At 67.4% G+C, this 17,247-nt stretch carries 18 protein-coding genes and 1 tRNA gene; 9 read left to right on the forward strand and 10 right to left on the reverse strand.

What is annotated here, in order from left to right; translation table 11 throughout:
* Position 1: 1 nt before the first annotated feature.
* Both NA3_RS09345 and NA3_RS09350 read right to left on the reverse strand, forming a co-directional pair.
* Positions 2 to 1,237, reverse strand: coding sequence for an inorganic phosphate transporter (locus tag NA3_RS09345; protein ID WP_062963558.1), 1,236 nt, complete (start codon positions 1,235 to 1,237; stop codon positions 2 to 4).
* Between the two features lie 187 nt (positions 1,238 to 1,424).
* A complete protein-coding gene (locus NA3_RS09350; protein WP_062963171.1) occupies positions 1,425 to 1,877 on the reverse strand; it encodes a hypothetical protein in 453 nt (150 codons plus the stop codon).
* A 217-nt stretch (positions 1,878 to 2,094) separates the two neighbouring features.
* Here NA3_RS09350 and NA3_RS09355 point away from each other — a divergent pair.
* Both NA3_RS09355 and NA3_RS09360 read left to right on the forward strand, forming a co-directional pair.
* Positions 2,095 to 2,168, forward strand: a tRNA-Ile gene (locus NA3_RS09355).
* A gap of 359 nt (positions 2,169 to 2,527) precedes the next feature.
* Positions 2,528 to 3,019 (forward strand): hypothetical protein, encoded by a 492-nt coding sequence (locus NA3_RS09360; RefSeq protein WP_062963559.1) that lies wholly within the window; start codon positions 2,528 to 2,530, stop codon positions 3,017 to 3,019.
* A gap of 111 nt (positions 3,020 to 3,130) precedes the next feature.
* Here the strand turns inward: NA3_RS09360 and NA3_RS09365 are convergent, their stop codons facing one another.
* The gene (locus NA3_RS09365; protein WP_062963172.1) at positions 3,131 to 3,934 is read right to left on the reverse strand and encodes an LLM class flavin-dependent oxidoreductase; all 804 of its coding nucleotides are present in this window, start codon (positions 3,932 to 3,934) and stop codon (positions 3,131 to 3,133) included.
* A gap of 209 nt (positions 3,935 to 4,143) precedes the next feature.
* Complete coding sequence (locus tag NA3_RS09370; protein ID WP_062963173.1) at positions 4,144 to 4,761, reverse strand: TetR/AcrR family transcriptional regulator; 618 nt, start codon at positions 4,759 to 4,761, stop codon at positions 4,144 to 4,146.
* Positions 4,762 to 4,914: 153 nt separating this feature from the next.
* Here NA3_RS09370 and NA3_RS09375 point away from each other — a divergent pair, with 153 nt between their 5' ends.
* From NA3_RS09375 to NA3_RS09400, 6 genes are all read left to right on the forward strand, one after another.
* Positions 4,915 to 5,967, forward strand: a complete 1,053-nt coding sequence (locus tag NA3_RS09375) for a Rieske 2Fe-2S domain-containing protein (protein WP_062963174.1) — start codon at positions 4,915 to 4,917, stop codon at positions 5,965 to 5,967.
* Positions 5,968 to 6,006: 39 nt separating this feature from the next.
* Positions 6,007 to 7,092 carry an NAD(P)H-dependent amine dehydrogenase family protein gene (locus NA3_RS09380; RefSeq protein ID WP_062963175.1) on the forward strand — a complete coding sequence of 362 codons (1,086 nt, stop codon included), beginning with the start codon at positions 6,007 to 6,009 and terminating at the stop codon, positions 7,090 to 7,092.
* A gap of 119 nt (positions 7,093 to 7,211) precedes the next feature.
* Entirely contained in the window at positions 7,212 to 7,643 is a 432-nt protein-coding gene (locus NA3_RS09385; RefSeq protein WP_062963176.1) for a nitroreductase family deazaflavin-dependent oxidoreductase, read from the forward strand.
* A gap of 199 nt (positions 7,644 to 7,842) precedes the next feature.
* Positions 7,843 to 8,862 (forward strand): TerC family protein, encoded by a 1,020-nt coding sequence (locus NA3_RS09390; RefSeq protein WP_062963177.1) that lies wholly within the window; start codon positions 7,843 to 7,845, stop codon positions 8,860 to 8,862.
* 64 nt (positions 8,863 to 8,926) lie between these two features.
* The gene (locus NA3_RS09395) at positions 8,927 to 9,445 is read left to right on the forward strand and encodes a UCP032817 domain-containing protein (protein WP_084491468.1); all 519 of its coding nucleotides are present in this window, start codon (positions 8,927 to 8,929) and stop codon (positions 9,443 to 9,445) included.
* Positions 9,446 to 9,967: 522 nt separating this feature from the next.
* On the forward strand, positions 9,968 to 10,876 hold the full coding sequence (locus tag NA3_RS09400) for a slipin family protein (RefSeq protein ID WP_062963178.1): 909 nt from the start codon (positions 9,968 to 9,970) through the stop codon (positions 10,874 to 10,876).
* A gap of 276 nt (positions 10,877 to 11,152) precedes the next feature.
* Here NA3_RS09400 and NA3_RS09405 read toward each other — a convergent pair whose 3' ends face one another.
* The 5 genes from NA3_RS09405 to NA3_RS09425 all read right to left on the reverse strand — a co-directional run bounded on the left by NA3_RS09405 (position 11,153) and on the right by NA3_RS09425 (position 16,062).
* Complete coding sequence (locus tag NA3_RS09405; protein ID WP_372464239.1) at positions 11,153 to 12,916, reverse strand: SDR family oxidoreductase; 1,764 nt, start codon at positions 12,914 to 12,916, stop codon at positions 11,153 to 11,155.
* Between the two features lie 30 nt (positions 12,917 to 12,946).
* Positions 12,947 to 14,056, reverse strand: a complete 1,110-nt coding sequence (locus NA3_RS09410; protein WP_062963180.1) for a PDR/VanB family oxidoreductase — start codon at positions 14,054 to 14,056, stop codon at positions 12,947 to 12,949.
* Positions 14,053 to 14,955 (reverse strand): metal-dependent hydrolase, encoded by a 903-nt coding sequence (locus tag NA3_RS09415; RefSeq protein WP_062963181.1) that lies wholly within the window; start codon positions 14,953 to 14,955, stop codon positions 14,053 to 14,055. Before NA3_RS09415 ends, NA3_RS09410 begins: the two co-directional genes overlap by 4 nt.
* A gap of 127 nt (positions 14,956 to 15,082) precedes the next feature.
* A complete protein-coding gene (locus tag NA3_RS09420; protein ID WP_062963182.1) occupies positions 15,083 to 15,544 on the reverse strand; it encodes a hypothetical protein in 462 nt (153 codons plus the stop codon).
* Between the two features lie 200 nt (positions 15,545 to 15,744).
* Positions 15,745 to 16,062 (reverse strand): winged helix-turn-helix transcriptional regulator, encoded by a 318-nt coding sequence (locus tag NA3_RS09425; RefSeq protein WP_063917393.1) that lies wholly within the window; start codon positions 16,060 to 16,062, stop codon positions 15,745 to 15,747.
* Positions 16,063 to 16,112: 50 nt separating this feature from the next.
* On the opposite strand from NA3_RS09425, the gene NA3_RS09430 reads away from it, so the two are divergent.
* Entirely contained in the window at positions 16,113 to 16,865 is a 753-nt protein-coding gene (locus NA3_RS09430; protein WP_227995326.1) for an SDR family oxidoreductase, read from the forward strand.
* 139 nt (positions 16,866 to 17,004) lie between these two features.
* On the opposite strand, the gene NA3_RS09435 is transcribed toward NA3_RS09430, so the two are convergent.
* On the reverse strand, positions 17,005 to 17,199 hold the full coding sequence (locus NA3_RS09435; protein WP_062963184.1) for a hypothetical protein: 195 nt from the start codon (positions 17,197 to 17,199) through the stop codon (positions 17,005 to 17,007).
* Positions 17,200 to 17,247 lie beyond the last annotated feature (48 nt).

Here is a 17,247-nt window from a genome sequence, read left to right on the forward strand (position 1 = left end):
CTCAGACCTTCGCGATCGTGTCCGCGGGAGCGACCGGCTCGTCCCATTCGGCGTTGACGTTGGTGTGGTCGATCTTCTGCAGCTGGGCGCGCCGGTACATGTACGCCGAGAGCGCGCACAGGATCGCGAAGGCGATCAGCGGGCCGAGCAGGGTGGGAATCTTCGCCGCGATCACCCACATCACCGCGCCCACCACCGCGGCGGCCGGCAGGGTGATGACCCATGCCGCGACCATGCGCAGCGCGATGTTCCAGCGCACCCGCGCGCCGGGCTTACCGACGCCGGAACCGAGGATCGAGCCGGTGGCGACATGGGTGGTCGAGAGCGCGAAGCCGAGGTGGCTGGAGGCGAGAATGATTGTCGCCGAGGATGCTTCGGCCGCCATACCCTGCGGCGAGCTGATTTCGACAAGGCCCTTGCCGAGCGTGCGGATGATCCGCCAGCCGCCGATATAGGTGCCCAGCGCGATGGCGGCGGCACACGCGAACTTCACCCACAGCGGCACATTGTCGGTTTCGTGCCAGGCGAACGGGCCGGTCGAATGCGGGTCCGAGGCGCTGTAGCCGATCAGCGCCAGGGTGATCACGCCCATCGTCTTCTGCGCGTCGTTGGTCCCGTGCGCGAGCGAGACAAGTGAGGCGGTGCCGATCTGCCCCCACCGGAAACCGGCCTCGGTGAACCGTTCGCCGATACCCATCACGATCCTGAAGATGAGGAAGGTGGCGACCGCGGCCACGATGCCCGCGATCACGGGCGAGAACAGCGCGGGCATGATCACCTTGCCCACCACGCCGTCGATCTTGCCGTGCCCGATCCACACCACACCCGCGCCGGAAGCGATTGCGGCGCCGATCAATCCGCCGAACAGCGCGTGCGAACTCGAGCTCGGCAGGCCCAGCAGCCAGGTCAGCAGATTCCAGATGATGCCGCCGATCAGACCGGCCATCACGATGATCAGCAATGCCCGCCCATGGTCCGCGGTGAACTCGGCCTTCGGCGTACCGTCCTTGTTCTGGATCTTGACCACCGCGTTGGTGACCGTCAACGCGACCTCCACCGACAGGAACGCGCCGACCAGATTCAGCAGCGCCGAAACAGTCACCGCGGTCGTGGGTTTGAGGGCACCCGTCGCGATGGACGTGGCCATCGCATTCCCCGTGTCGTGAAAACCGTTGGTGAAGTCGAAGGCGAGCGCCGTGACGATCACCAGCAGCAGGATGATCAGTTCGCTGTTCACCCTCGTGATGGTGCGGTGTGCGGGCGGCGCCCACAATCCCCCGGTCCGTGTCGAAAACAGCGCTTACCAGGGCGTTTCATCGATGTCGGGCAGAGATTCATCGAAAGTTCTCAATGGAATCGTCTGCGTGCCACATGCGATGGGGTGCCGCCGCACCACGGCCGCCCGCGAGGTACCGATTGCCCCACTAAGCGGCGATGATCGTCTCCGCGACCAGGCGAAGATCCGGCACCGTGTCCTGCGGTTCGCGCACCCACGTGCGGCGCGGATTGCCCGGTGTCGGAAGGGCGATCAATGCGCCGGGCCGGGTCTGGGTGACGAAGCAGCGGAACAGGTCCAGAGACCACCACCCCGCTCCCTCACCACAGCTGGGATTCTCGGTGAGAAACGACCACACGCATCGATTCCCCACCCCGACCGCCATCACCGGCACCTGCAGCACGCCGAGCTTGTCCAGCACCGATGTGCCCAGCGCGGCCGGTGTCATCACCGCACACAGGCGCCCCGACCGCACGACCAGCGCCCCGATCCGTTCCTCGTACCAGGTATCCCCGAATATCTCCCGATATCGCGACTGCGCGGGCGCAATGCACGGAGTGGGCTGTTCGGTTACCTGCTCGCTCGCGTAGATGGCTGTCATCAGCCGATACTGCAGCCCGTTCGCTATCGGACTGTGGCGGTGGAGTGACAGATGTGCTACGTCATGGGCGGGTAGCCCTCATGCCCGGCTACTGACGCGGAGGGCGAAACTACCTTTGCCCCATTCCCTTTCACCGCGAGAAGCCGCCCGCCCGAGCCCAACTAGGCCGTTGCACCCCCGACCCGGTAGCATCCCCCACGCGCGTGCAGCGCGGCGAGGGGCGGTAGCTCAGTCGGTTAGAGCCGCGGACTCATAATCCGCTGGTCGTGGGTTCGAGCCCCACCCGCCCCACTCATGCCTTTCTCACCAGCGGTAACACTGAACGGTTCAGCCGGCTGTATCCGCTACCGCGCCTGTTCAGCCTCGGAAAGACGGTCACCACGGTGAATCGGGGCATCCGTTTCGGGTGCGGCGGCAGGGCCGGGGTGCAAGGCTGGTTTCGACAGCGATGCGATCCGAGGAGCAGTCATGGGCACCACTGCCCGCGGCGAGCCCGACAGCGCCGCGTTCCGGTCCTGCACCGATATCACCGCCGCCCGCCGGTGCCGCTGCGGTCCGCCCACCTCCGGTACGACATGGTCGCCGAGCAGGTAGGAAGCTGCCTGCCGCTGTCGTTTCACCACGTCGACTACTCGTTTCAGGAGCACACGATGTCCACCATCCACCTCACGCACACCACCACGTCGACACCGGAGCAGTTCGTCGCCGCCCTCACCGACTTCGGCCCCGGCCGGTCGACGCTGTTCGGCAACAGCACCGACGAATACCTCCACGTCCATGCCCGCGACGCCACCCACGCGGACGTCACCGAGGGCTCGCACCGCATCTGGGAGCGTCTGAGCTACGACTGGTCCGACCCGCACCACGTGGTCATGAGGACCACCGACTCCAACCTGTGGGGCGGCGCATCCGGCCATACCTACACGCTCACACCGAAGACCGACGGGACCACCGAAGTCGATGCCGTCGTGGTACGCGAAGGCAAGAACTTCACGGGACATCTACTCGGGGCGGTGATCGGCACGGTCGGCAAACGCGTCTTGGACAAAGAGCTCGTCAAGACCATCCATGCCGTCGAAGCGCGCAATGCGGGCGGACCGACGACCAACCCGGCCGAAGGGCCGCACGACTTGCATTCCTGACGTCATCTCCGGCGAGAAGTCCACGGGCATCGCAAGACCGACACGTCATTTCAACTGTCCCCCCGGCCTTTTCAGCAGGGCACCGCATTCCGGCAAGACCGGCGGCGCGCCCTATCGCCCCGCGAGTTCGGCGACGACCGGAGCCAGCCGCTCGGCGACGTCGGCGCCGACGATGAAGTAGGAGAAGCCGAGCTCCTCGCGACGCCGCTGGATTTCCTCGACGGCTGCTGCAGGGTCGTCCGGAAGCATCGCCAGTGCGTCCACCGCACGCAGGGCGGCCGGATCGGTGTCCGGGGGCGCCATATGCCGGGCGACGGTGTCGCCGACGACCGGCACGGCGAGGGCGAGCTCCTGGTCCCCGGTGGCGCGGAAGTCGCGGGCGAGCCGTTCGACCTCACTGCGGGACTGGTCCCCCAGCGCGAAGGTGACTATGTCCGCGATCTCGGCCGCCAGCGCTCGGGCTTTCGGGCCGAGGACGGCCATCGCCACTGGCGTGTGCAGGTCGGGACCGTCGAGATCCCGCAGCGCCTCCACCGTCTTGCGCACCTCGGCCAGCCGCCCGCTCGGCGGCAGGACGGGCAGTCCTTTGTCGCGCAGCTCGTCCTCGATTCCCGGCCTGCCGGTACCGATGCCCATCTCGAACCGCCCCTCGGTCAGCAGCGACAGCGAGTGCGCTTCCCACGCCGTCTGCCAGGGTGGGCGCAGCGGGGAGGCATAGACCCAGGTACCCACACGCAGGTCGGTCAGGGCCGCGGCGGTGGCCAGCATGGGACCGGGCGCCGGTTGCGTGAGCGGGAAGTCGGCCACCAGCAACGTGGAGTATCCGCTATCGGCGATGCGCCGCACGCGATCGCGCCACGTCGGCACGTCGGTCATGAGCGGGGCGACAACCCCGAATCGAAACGGTCGCGTCATGACTGGACTCCTGTCGGTCGGTGCGTCCACAGAGATCGACGCCGGGCCCACCCGAAATTCATCGGTGCGATCGAAGACTGCCCGAGCAGCCGGGGCCGCAGGCGCCCGAGTCAGTGGCCCCCCCAGGGAGCAGCTGTGTGGTGGTCCGGCGGTCGGCGTGACGGATGGCGGTATCGCAGACCATCCGATCGAAGTCGCCGCCGAAAGGCTCATTTTTCCAGGTACGCGACCATTCCGTCGATGAGTCCCTGGATGGCGTCGTCGAGGTTGCCGTAGGTGCCGAGGGTGCGTTCGGAGGTGATGCCGCGCATGGCGGCGGGGATGAGGGCGGCGACGCGGCGAATCTTCACCGGGTCGACGCCCAGGTCGGCGAAGGCTCGTTCACATGCCTTGTCCCAGTTGGGTTTCCACGAGGCGAGTTCGGCGGCGGTCAGCGGGTAGTCGCGTTCGAGTTCGGCGTGGTCGCGGGGCAGGGCGGCGCGCAACGTCTCGATGGCGAGGGATTCGGGGCGGCGCAAGCCGATCGCCATCGTGTTGATCAGGGCGGCCACCCGTTCGGACAGGGTTCCTTCCGTGGCGATGCCGGCGGGCAGGTCGCCGCGCTTGTCGGCGGTGTAGCGGAGCACCGCCGCCCACAGTCCGTCGATATCTCCGAACTGATATTTCACGACTCCCCAGGTCGCGCCGATATCGCGGGCGATCCGGTTGCCGGATACGGCCGCGGGGTCGCCGGTGGCCAGCGAGGTGATCGCGGCTTCGAGCATGGCCTCACGCGACTGGATACCACGCTTGTTCGCCCGCCGCCCGGTCACCTCTACATCCGTCACGACGGTCGATAATACCGCCTCTGAACTCGCGACATCCAGTTTCAACGAACCCTCTTGTTTTCTTTCATAGAGGGTTCTACGCTTGTGTCGCCGGTCGCGGGTTCAGGAATCTGCGCCGCGACGTACAGCCCTCGCCGAACGTGGAGGATCGAGATGGCAAAACCACCCTTGTCGATGGAGCCGACGGGCTGGTTCCAGGTCGCGTGGTGCACCGAGATTCCCATCGGCGCCGTCCACAAGATGAAGTACTTCGGCCGCGAGATGGTCGCGTGGCGCTCCGCATCGGGGCAGCTGGCGGTGTTCGACGCGTATTGCGAACATCTCGGTGCGCATCTGGGCTACGGCGGGCGCGTCGACGGCGAGAACCTGGTGTGCCCGTTCCACGGGTGGGAATGGAATCGACAGGGGCGCAACGTCTGCATCCCCTACGAGTCACATCCCAACAAGGGCCGCCGCATCCGCAGCTACCCGGTCGTCGAACGCAACGAGGCCGTGTGGATCTGGTACGACATCGACGGTCGCGCACCGTATTTCGAGGTGCCGGACATATTCGAGGCGTTCGGCGACGACAAGACCGCCGCCGACTACTATCCGCCGGTGCCGGCGGCCACGCTGTTCCGGTCCGGACTGGAACTGCATCCACAGTACATCATGGAGAACGGCGTCGACTTCGCGCATTTCAAGGTCGTGCACAAGACGCCGTTCGTGCCGGAGTTCACCCGCCACGACTTCTCCGGCCCGGTGTCCTACGTGGACTTCACCATCGCCTTCGACGAGGGCGTCAGCGAATCGGACGTCGACAGCGGCGTGGAGTCGATCAACGCCGGCCTGGGTTGTTCCATCACCAAGAGCTGGGGCATGGTCGACAACCGGACCATGCCCGCGGTGACCCCGGTGGACGAATACACCTCCGACGTCCGGTTCACCGTATGGATCGGCCGCAAGCCGGGCGACGACAGACCCGAGATCAGCCGATACGGCAAGACGATGGCCGATTTCGTCATCGAACAGTTCGAGGCCGACATCGAGATCTGGGCGCACCAACGCTACTCCGATCCGCCTGCGTTGAGCCGCAAGGAATTTCAGGGATTCACCGCGCTACGCCAGTGGGCGCAGCAGTTCTATCCCGACGGCGGCCCCGCGGGCACCGACCCACACCGGCCCCACAGCGGCGCAGTACTTCCCGCGGCCGACGCGACCGCCTGAGCACCGTCACCCCGGCAGCCAACACACGAAAGGCACGCTATGAGCACCTCCGACAAGATCCGGGTATTCCAGGTCGCCACCGGCAATCTCGGCACCGAGATGATCGGGCGGATCCGGAACCATCCGGATCTCGAACTCGTCGGACTCCACTGCTACACACCCGAGAAGATCGGCCGCGACGCCGGTGAGATCGTCGGCCTCGACCCCATCGGAGTCACCGCGACCGGCACCGTCGAGGAGATCATCGCCGCGCGACCCGACGTACTCACCTTCCACGGCGTCTTCCCCGACGAAGACCTCTACGAGAAGGTCCTCGAAGCGGGCATCAACGTGGTCACCACCGCGGATTGGATCACCGGTTTCCACCGCGACACCAACCATGCCCATCCCTCGGGCCGCAAGGTCAGCGAGGTGATCCAGGCCGCCTGCGAGCGCGGAAACGCCACCTTCTACGGCACCGGCATGAACCCGGGCCTGTGCCAGATCCTGGGCATCGTGCACACCGCCGACGTCGCCGACATCGAGAACATCACCGTCACCGAATCGGTCGACGTCTCCTGCCACCATTCCGTCGACACCTGGAAGGCGGTGGGTTACGGCCGCCCGATCGACGACCCCACGATCCCGGACTCGCTCTACCAGTACACCGCGGTGTTCGCCGATTCGGTCTACCTGATGGCCGACGCCTTCGGTCTGGAACTCGACGAAGTGACGTTCAGTTACGAACTCGGCGCCTGCACCAAGGACGTCGACCTCGGCTGGTACTTCATGCCGAAGGGCTCGCTCGGCGCCAACTACATCAAGTATCAGGGCATGGTCGACGGCGTCGCCCGCGTGGAGACCCATCTCGAATGGCAGATGACGCCGCACACCGACCCGTCGTGGGAAATCAAGGGCTGCTACATCACTCAGGTGACCGGCGACCCCAACATCTACAGCAAGCACATGATCTTCCCGCGCAAGGGTTTCGACCTGTCGAAGCCGGAGAACTTCGCCTCGATCGGCATGACCGTCACCGGCATGCCGGCTCTGAACGCCATCCGATCCGTCGTGGCCGCGCGGCCCGGCATCATCACCAGCGCCGACCTGCCGCTGCGCAGCTTCGCGGGACGCTTCAAGATCTGAGCGGTCGACAGCCGCATCCCGGATCGCTCATGCACGGGGTGCGGCTGAATCTTGTTGCGGGCTTTCGCGCTCCGCGCCGGTTAGGGTTGGGCAAAGGGTTGCCTGATCGGAGGTGTGGGATGGCTGATCTGTTTTCCACCGCGTTGCGGGCTCATCAGTGGCTCTACGAGAAGTCGGACGGGTACGTGGGCCACCGGCTGCTGTTCGGAAATCCCACCCTGCTGTTGCGGACGGTGGGACGCAAGACGGGGCAGCCGCGGACCAGTGCGCTGACCTATGCGCGAGACGGTGACGACTATCTGGTGACGGCGTCCAACGGCGGGTCGCCTCGGCCGCCGGGGTGGCTTGCGAATGTGAAGGCGGCGCCCGAATGTGAGATCCAGGTCGGGCATCGGCGGATTCCGGTGACCGCGCGGCCGACGTATCCGGACGACAGCGAGTACGCGCGGCGGTGGACGCTGGTCGACAAGGTCAACAAGGGCCGGTACACGCAGTACCAGAAGATGACCGATCGGCCCATATCGGTCGTGGTGCTCAGCCCTCGGACGTGACGCGGGCGGCGGTCGGACCGGTCACATTCGTCCGGATCGCTTGGTTTTCGGGCAAAGGTTTCGCTATCCTCGCCTCCGAGGGGAGTACTTCCCAAGCGCCACACCGGTCAGTACGGATTCCGCCGTCGGGATCCCCGGATGGCCACCCGGATATCGGGTGAAGGAGACCTCGGGTGCTTTCGCATACCCGAGGAGACCTGTGCATTCGTCCGTTCTCGCAGCCGCGCAGCTGCACACGATCGGCACCCCCTGGCTGTGGGCCGCCACCATCGCCGGTGTGCTGGTGTTGCTCGCGCTGGACTTCGTCGTCACCCGCACACCGCACGAGGTGTCGATGCGGGAGGCGGTCGGCTGGACCGTGTTCTACCTCGCGCTGCCGGTCGCGTTCTTCGGCATTCTGTGGGCCGGATTCGGGTCGAGGCCGGCCACCGAGTTCATCACCGGTTATCTGCTGGAGAAGTCGCTGTCGGTGGACAACCTGTTCGTGTTCATGCTGCTACTGGCGGCCTTCGCGGTCCCGGCGGTCCTGGCGCAACGGGTGCTGCTGTTCGGCATCGTGGGCGCACTGGTGCTGCGCGGAATCTTCATCGCCGTCGGTGCGGCCGCGCTCGCCTCGCTGGACTGGGCGTTCCTGCTGTTCGGCGTGATTCTGCTGCTCACCGCCCTCAAGCTGATCCGCGACGCGGTCACCGGGCACGAACAGGACGTCGATATCTCCCGGATGCGGTCGGTGCGCCTGATGCGCAGACTGATGCCCGTCACCGACGACTACCGCGGCACGAAGATGGCCGTCCGGGAGGCCGGCCGCCGCGCCCTGACCCCGCTCGCGCTGGTGGTCACCGCCGTCATGGCCACCGACCTGGTGTTCGCGATCGACTCGGTGCCCGCGGTCTACGGCGTCACCGGCGACCCGTACCTGGTGTTCGCCACCAACGCCTTCGCCCTGCTGGGCCTGCGCGCCCTCTACTTCGTCCTGCAGGCGGTCCTGGCCCGCCTGGTGCACCTCGCCTACGGCCTGGCCGTGATCCTCGGCTTCATCGGCGTCAAACTGGTGCTGCACTGGGCCCACGGTTACTGGGACTGGCTACCGGAGATCCCCACCGCCGCCTCCCTGCTGGTGATCGTGGTGGTGCTCGGTGCGGTGACCGTGACCAGCCTGATGGCTACGCGGGGCGAGAAGGACGGCGACTCCGCCACCGTCGACGCTCCCGCTCGATAGCAAGCACAACCGGCGGCCACCGGAGTTGTCCCACACCGGAATTCCGCCGTACCGTGGGCCGGTGCTGTCCCGTTTCCGGCGTATCGATCCGGCCCGCACCCGGCGCGCCGTCGACGCGCTGCGATTGCCGGAGGCCGTCTTCAAGACGTGCCCCTGGCAGCCGCGAGACGTGGTGGAAACCGGTCTGCGGCAATGGCTGCGGTGCTGCGGTGCGGCGATGGCCGACGACCAGGTGATCGGCATGCCGTCCCATGCCGTGGACGAGGCATGGCACGGTTTGATCCTGTGCACCAAGCGATATCGGGACTTCTGCGATGCCGCGTACGGCCGGTTCCTGCACCATTTCCCCGAGGGAGACGGCTACGGCGGCGGCAGCGGTGTGCCGATGGCAACTCAACTCGGACGCACCGTCGTCGCCTGGTCCATCGTCGCCGACCCGGGCGAGAAGTGTGTGCTGTGGGATCTGGATGCCGTTGTGGGCGTGGAGAATCCGTGGGGAGTGCCGCCGGAGCGGGTCGCCGAGGTGGAAACCGCCCTGGGTGAGATCACCGGGGGCTCACCCCGAGCGCGGGCCCCGATCTGACCGCTCGCCTAGCTGCTACTGCCACCGCCACAGCTACTCCCCCCACCGCAACTACTTCCGCCACCACAACTACTGCCCCCACCGCAACTACTTCCCCCGCCGCAACTACTGCCTCCCGAGCAACTACTGCCCCCGGCGCAACCATTACCCCCACTACAACTGTCCGTACTGCAACCCCCTCCGCCACAATCACTTCCGCCGAATCTGCGGCCCCCGCCACCCGCATCGCCGGCCTGCCATCGCCGACGGCGCGTCGACGGCGATACTGTGCGGCGGATGGCCGCCACCGAGATCCAGACGAGTGTGCCGACCATGGCGGCGATGACGACGAAGTGCATGAGCGGACGGTAACCGCACGACTCGCCCTTCGCCCGATGAGCCGGTTGCGCAGACCCGGGTGCGAGCGATCCGGCCGGTTGTGCCCGCCCGAAAGCGTGATAGCCCGCTCGGCGCAACGGTGCCATGATCGATGGCAGGAGCCCGGTCGCGGGCGTGCCGGGCGTTTCACATGGTGGTGACGCTATGGACGTTGCGACGTTTGCCGCATTCATCGTGGGGGCGGGGGCGGTGTGTGTCGGGGTCGCGTTCGGGACCGGGTTGCGGGTGGTGCAGCAGTACGAGCGCGGGCTGGTGTTCCGGTTCGGGCGGGTGCGGGCGGTGCGTAAACCGGGGTTGCGGGTGCTCATTCCGTTCGTCGACAAGATGCGCAAGGTGCCGATGCAGGTCGTCACGATGCCGGTGCCGGGCCAGGAGGGCATCACCCGTGACAACGTGACCGTGCGAGTCGACGCGGTGGTGTACTTCCGGGTGATCGACCCGACGCAGGCGGTGGTCGAGGTTCAGGACTATCTGTTCGCCGTCGAACAGGTGGCGCAGACCTCGCTGCGCTCGATCATCGGCAAGAGCGAACTCGACGATCTGCTGTCCAACCGCGAACAGTTGAACAAGGGCCTGGAGTTGATGATCGACAGCCCGGCCCTCGCCTGGGGCGTCCACATCGACCGGGTGGAGATCAAGGATGTGGCGCTGCCGGAGTCGCTGAAACGGTCGATGTCACGGCAGGCGGAGGCCGAGCGCGAACGCCGGGCCCGCGTCATCACCGCCGAGGGCGAGCTGCAGGCTTCGCGCAAGCTGACCGACGCCGCCGAACGCATGGCGACCGCCCCGGCCGCATTGCAACTGCGACTGCTCCAAACCGTGGTCGAGGTTGCGGCAGAGAAGAATTCGACGCTGGTGCTCCCGTTCCCGGTGGAGTTGCTGCGTTTCCTGGAACGCTCGACCCCCACGGAAGCGAGCGCGCCGCCGGCCGACACGTCCACCGAGACCGAGAACACCGCCGATTCAACCCCGGACCCGAGACCACTACGTGTCCAACCGCCCTGGACGCAGGCGGAACGCACACCGCAGCAGCACCCGGCCCATCCGGAGTGAATGCCGCAGTCTCCCTCGGCCGCGGCATGTGACGGGTTCGCGCGGGTTCGAGCCGGCCAGCCGGACCGGCGCCTTCTCGCTACCGAGCTGATCGGCCGTGTGGTGTAGAGGGCGGTGACACGCCGCTCGATTGCGTCGACCCGGGTGAACTCGTCGGCGCGCACCCTGGCCCGATGCTCGGCACGTTGCCGCCCAGGCATTCACACGCCCGGACGGACGCTCGCCGGGTGCGCCGGATGGGTCTCGGCGGCGGGCGCCGTTCGCGCGGAACGCCCCCTACGTCAGCTTCACCCGTGCCGCGACGAAGCGGTGCACGGCCGGGGCCAGTCGGCTGAAGTGGTACTGCAGGTGGGCTTCCGGGGTGACGGGGACGATGTCGCGGTGGCGTTCGACCGCGCGCACGATGCGGTCGGCGACCTTCTCCGGGCCGTAGCCGCGCTTGCGGTACAGCGCGTCGTAGCGGGCCTGTTTCGCGGCCTCGGCATCGTCGGACAGGCCCGAGAACGTCGTTGTCGCAACGATATTCGTGTGCACGATGCCGGGGCAGATGGTGTGCACCTCGATACCCTTGCCGGCCAGTTCGGCGCGCAGGCAGTCGGAGAACATGAAGACCGCGGACTTGCTGGTCGAGTAGGCGCTGAAACCCTGCTGCGGACTGTAGGCGGCCATACTGGACAGGTTGACGATATGTCCGCCGAGTCCCCGCTCGGCCATGGTGGCGCCGAAGGCGCGGCAGCCGTTGATCACACCGCCGAGATTCACCCGCAGCACCCGGTCGAATTCGGCGGCGGAGGTGTCGAAGAAATCTCCGGCCTGGCCGATGCCGGCGTTGTTGATCAGGATGTCGGGCACGCCGTGGGCGGCGATCACCGCACTCGCGTGTTCGCTCATCGCCACTTCGTCGGAGACGTCCACGGCGTAGGCGTGGGCGGTACCACCGGCCGCCGTGATCAGTTCGACGGTCTCCTTGGCGGCATCCAGGTTCAGGTCCGACAGGACGACCTCGGCGCCGCGGCGGGCGAAGGCCAGCGCCGTTTCGCGGCCGATGCCGCTGCCACCCCCGGTGATCACGACCAGCCGATCCGTGAACGGCCCCGCCTGCGCACCGACCTCCGCGCGGCGCAGTGTGCGCGGATACTCACCGGTGTCGACGGCCGTGGCGAGTTCGGTCGCCGAGGTGGCCAGCAACTCCGGATGGGAGAACGGCAGCCAATGCCCGCCCGCGATCTCGCGCCGGAACAGCCGATCGGTCCACTTCGGTGTGTCGTCGTAGCCGGCCGGACGCACCGCGATATCGCGGCGCGCGATGATCAGTTGCACCGGAACGTCGGTGTGCCGCTCGCGCGGGCCGAGCATGCGCGGCAGGATGTTGGCGCGGTAGATCCGCATCCCGTCGAAGAAGTCCTGCCGGAACGCCGGGCCGAGTTTCACGTTCTCCGGGGAGGTTTCGTTCATCAGGCCGATGAACCGCTTCCACACCTTCTCCGACGACAGCGGCCGCATCACCGCCTTGTTGAGACCGGGGGTCATGAACAGGAAGGTGTAGGCCGAGGAGAGCAATTGCGTGGCCGGTCCCCACACCGCGCCGCGGCCCATCCGATCGCGGGTCCACTTCGCCAGGTGGTCGAGGTTCGGGCCGGAGACCGAGGTGAACGAGGCCACCCGGGTGGCGGCCTGCGGCTCGCACACCGCCTCCCACACCTGCACCGAACCCCAGTCGTGGGCGAGCACGTGCACCGGCCGGTCCGGGCTCACCGCGTCGGCCACCGCGTAGAAGTCGGAGGCGAAGCGGTCCAGGCCGTAGTCCTCGGTGCGATCGGTGCGGGTGGAGCGGCCGTGACCGCGGGTGTCGTAGGCGACGACGTGAAAACGCCCGGACAGCTTGGGAATCACGCGATCCCACAGGTGATGGTCGTCGGGCCAGCCGTGGACGAGCAGCATGGTCGGCGCGGCGGGATCGCCGTATTCGTAGACGGCGATATCGAATTCACCGTTGCGGACGAAGTGTTCGGAGTCCGGAACGGGGGCGGTGTCGGTCACGAGAATCTCCTCGGAGAGGGCGAGTGGATGTCAGAGGTCGAGCACCAAACGTTCACCGGCGCAGCGTGATACGCAGATGAGCAGTTCCCCTTCGGCGCGCTCGCCGGGGGTGAGGACGGTGTCGCGGTGGTCGGGCTGTCCGTCGAGCACCCGGACCTTGCAGGTGCGGCAGAAACCCTGCCGGCAGGAGTAGGCGATATCGGGCCGCACGCGCAGCACTTCGTCGAGCACCGAGCGGTCGGCGGGAATGTCGAGCACCTCGCCGGTGCGGGCGAGTTCGACGCGGAACGGCTTTCCGTCGACCACCGGTGCGGCGGAGAATCGCTCGGAATACAGTTCCACACCGGGCATGTCGCGCACCGCCGCGGCGATAGCCGAGGTCATCGGGACCGGTCCGCAGCAGTAGACCGAGGTGTCGACGCCGACGCCGCGCAGCAGATCCGCCGCCGTCGGCACACCTCCCTCGTCGTCGGTGCGCACCGTCACCCGGCTGCCGAAGGATTCGATCTCGGCGAGGAACGGGATGGTGTCGCGGCTGCGGCCGGTGTAGACCATGGTCCAGTCCACGCCCAGCCGGTGTGCCATCCGCACCATCGGCAGGATCGGTGTGATCCCGATGCCGCCCGCGACGAAATGCACACGGGCAGCGGAGGATCCGTGGCCGGGCAGGACGAACGGGAAGGCGTTGCGGGGCCCGCGGATCGTGAGTTCGGCGCCGAGGCCGAGTTCGTCGTGCACCTCGACCGAACCACCGAGCCCGCCCGGTATCCGGCGCACCGCGACGCGGTAGTGGTACCGATCGGCGGGATCACCGCACAGCGAATACTGCCGCAACCGGCCCGACGGCAGTTCCAGGTCCAGATGGGCGCCCGGTCGCCAGGTGGGCAACGCGCTGCCGTCGACGGCTCGCAACACCAGGCTCACCACATCGGCGTCGTGGGCCTCGATCCGCCGCTCGACCACCCGCACGCGCAGCCGGCCGCTGTCGACCGCGCCGGTCACCGGACGCCGGTGGATCAGCGACGCCCATCGCATCCGCGCCTCGGCGACCGCGCCGATGATGCGGATCGGCCGGTCCGAACCGCGCCGGCCGTAGAGGTCGCGCGGGAGTTCGGTGGGTACGGGCCTGCGGGTCGTCACGACGCGAGTGCCTGTGCCGCAGGCGATTTCGCCAGATACGCGACGGCCTGCGCGGTCGATCCGACCGAGGCCGGGGTGTATCCGGGTTTGGCCACCGACAGCGCCGACCACAGCAGCGAGGGAATTCCGGGTAGCGCACCCCGCCACATCGCACCGAGCGCCTTGCCCACGATGCGCGGATACCCCATATTCGGCAGCTCGGCGTCCTGGTGCACCAGGTACTTCGTGCCGCGCAGCAGCAGTGCCACGAAGATCGGGAAGGTGATCGCCATCAGCGCGCAGCGGCGCACATAGCCGACCTCGAAATATGCGGCGACATCGTGCGCGACGAAGCGGTGTTCGACCTCTTCGGCGCCGTGCCACCGGTACAGGTCGAGCATGTTGGGCGCGGCGTCGAACCGCTCCAGATCGGCGTTGATGATCCAGTCGCCGAGGAAGGCGAAGAAATGCTCGAGGGTGGCGATGAACCCCAGCCGTTCGACGAGGGTCTGGAACTCCTCGCGCGGCGTCTGCCCGTCGCGCGGGCCCAGCGCCTTGCGGAAGATGTATTCCATCTGGCGCGCGTAGCTGTCGACGTCGACGCCGTGGGCGCGGAAGACCTGCTGCAGCGAATCGTTGTGGGTTTCGGCGTGCATGGCCTCCTGCCCCATGAAGCCGATGACCTGCTCGCGCAGCTTCTCGTCCTTGATCAGCGGCAGCGCCTCGGAGAAGGTCTGGATGAACATCCGCTCGCCCTCGGGCAGCAGCAGGTTGAGCGAGTTGAACACATGCGAAGCGATGGGTTCGGCGGCCAGCCAGTGCAGCGGGGTGGCCCGCCAGTCGAACTGCACGTTGCGCGCGTGCAGCGCCACCTCACCGGGATCGCCCACGCCACGGTTGCGCATGGGAAGTAACTTCATCGGTACTCCTGGTCGTCATCTCGGCCATCGGTTCCGGCCGCACCGGCACCGTTGCTACAGCAGCGTAGCAATTATCGGACGGTAAGCGACACCCTGAGTACCACATAATGATGGCCGCCGGAGCGGATCAGCGCGGGGTCCTCGGCCAGGTGTAGGTGTGGCCGTCGGCATCCACGGTGGTCACCTTGGTGAAGACATTGCCCGGCCGCGCGACGTCGCTCAGGGTCAGATGCACTTTTTTGGTGACGTACTTGCCGGCGGCGCAGTTGGGATCGCAGGTGTTCTCCCGCTCGACTCCGTCGCCCTGCGCCTGATCCGGCCCCCAGCTCTGCCACACGATCTGTTCCACCCGGGCGCCCAGATCGGCGCAGGCAAGGATCATGTTCTCCGGCCGGACCGCCGGCTTACTGAAGGAACAGTCGATAACTTCCGGGACCGTGCTGGTGGTGGTCGCCTTCGGCGCGACCGAGTCGGCCGGGCGGGCGTTCCCGGAGTCGGACGAACCACAGCCGGTCATTATCAGCAGGGCCGCGGCCGCGGCCGCGCCGAACAGCGGGCGGCTACCGCGCCGAATCGTGTCACCGTTCATGTCAGTCCCCAGATCTCGTCGAACTCCACCCGCCGCCCGTGGGCGTGTCTCCCAAACCTAGTGGATCGATTCGGCGGACGGACGCTCACAGCACCGGCGCACACGCGCAATCCACAGCCCTCGCCACACGGCCACGGTTCCGCCGGGCGATCCCTTACCGATGCCGGACCCCGACCCCCGGGTCGAATCCACAGGGCCGGCTACTCGCCCACGGTCACGTCCGGATCGAGGTAGTCCGCCGCCCACGCCCACAGCGGTTCCAGCGCCCGCACGAGTTCGCATCCGGCCGTGGACAATTCGTAGGCCTTGTCGGCGCGTTTGACGATCACACCGGCGCCTTGCAGGGTCTGCAGCCGCACCGAGAGCATGCTCGAGGAGCAGTTGCCCATGCGCCGGCGCAGCTCGAGGAAACCGAGCGGTCCCGGCGTCAACTCCCGGACGATGCGCAGCATCCAGCGCTGCCCCAGCAGTTCCATCGCCGCGCGCGGGCCGCTCTCGCGCTCTCTTGCACTTCTCATTTCGAACCACCATAGTGATTCTGAAATAGAAGCAACGAGTGGGAGTGCATGTGGATTCACCACGCATCGTGTTGATCACCGGCGCCTCGCGCGGCATCGGGGCGCAGACCGCCCGGATTCTCGCGGGGCGCGAGGATCACGTCGTCCTGAACTATCGCGAGAAGCACAGGCGGGCAAGCGATCTCGCCGATGCGATCGCCGCCGAGGGCGGATCGGCGACCCCGGTGGGCGCCGACCTGTCCGATCCCGAGGCGGCCGCGGCCATGATCGAGGAGCTCCGCACCCGGTTCGGGCGCCTGGACGTGCTGATCCTCAACGCCTCCGGCGGGCTCGAACACGGCGCGGCGCCCGATTACGCCATGACGATCAACCGTGACGCCCAGGTGCGGTTGGTCCGCCTGGCCCTGCCGCTGCTGGCCCCGGGATCACGCATCGTGTTCGTCACCAGCCACCAGGCGCACTTCCACGGCCGCAAACCCACCCCGCCGGATTACGAGCCCATCGCGCGGAGCAAGCGGGCGGGTGAGGACGCGCTGCGCGCCATAATCGGCGAATTCGACTCGCGCGGTATCGGTTTCACGGTCGTATCGGGCGACATGATCGAGGGCACCATCATCGTGCGCCTGCTCGAACGCCGCGATCCGGACGCGGTGGCGGCGCGGACCGAGCACGGCGCGCTACCGACGATCGACGAGTTCGCGACCGCGATCGCCGATGCCACCACCACCGACACCGCACCCGGCCACACCGTCTACGTCGGCGGGGCCGACTACCTGGTCACCGCGGCCGATCCGGCTACCTGATCGTCGGATGCGGAGTCGGCGAAACCACCACGGCCACGCTCCGACCCCTCGCTGCGAAGCGACCGTTCGTGGACGGCCGAGCCGTCCGGCGGCGGCGGCGCGCCGACAGTCCGGCCACGATCGGCCTAGGCGGGCACGATCACCCGTGGGCGTGGTCGAACCACTGGTACGGGATCGACCAATCCCATTCGGCCTCGGCCGCTTCGGCGTCGCGGCAGTCGTCCACGTGGCATTCGTTCGGATAGACCGGAACCATCGCGCCGAATCCCGCACCCAGCGCGGACAATCCGTCCAGCACACAGCGCCACAGAGCGGACTTCTCGAGTCGGTGCACCGGAATCGACCTCCTTGTCACACTCGGCGAGCGCTCGGGGCGACGCGA

It is taken from the genome of Nocardia africana NBRC 100379 (assembly GCF_001612635.1).
In the GTDB taxonomy this organism is placed as follows: domain Bacteria; phylum Actinomycetota; class Actinomycetes; order Mycobacteriales; family Mycobacteriaceae; genus Nocardia; species Nocardia africana.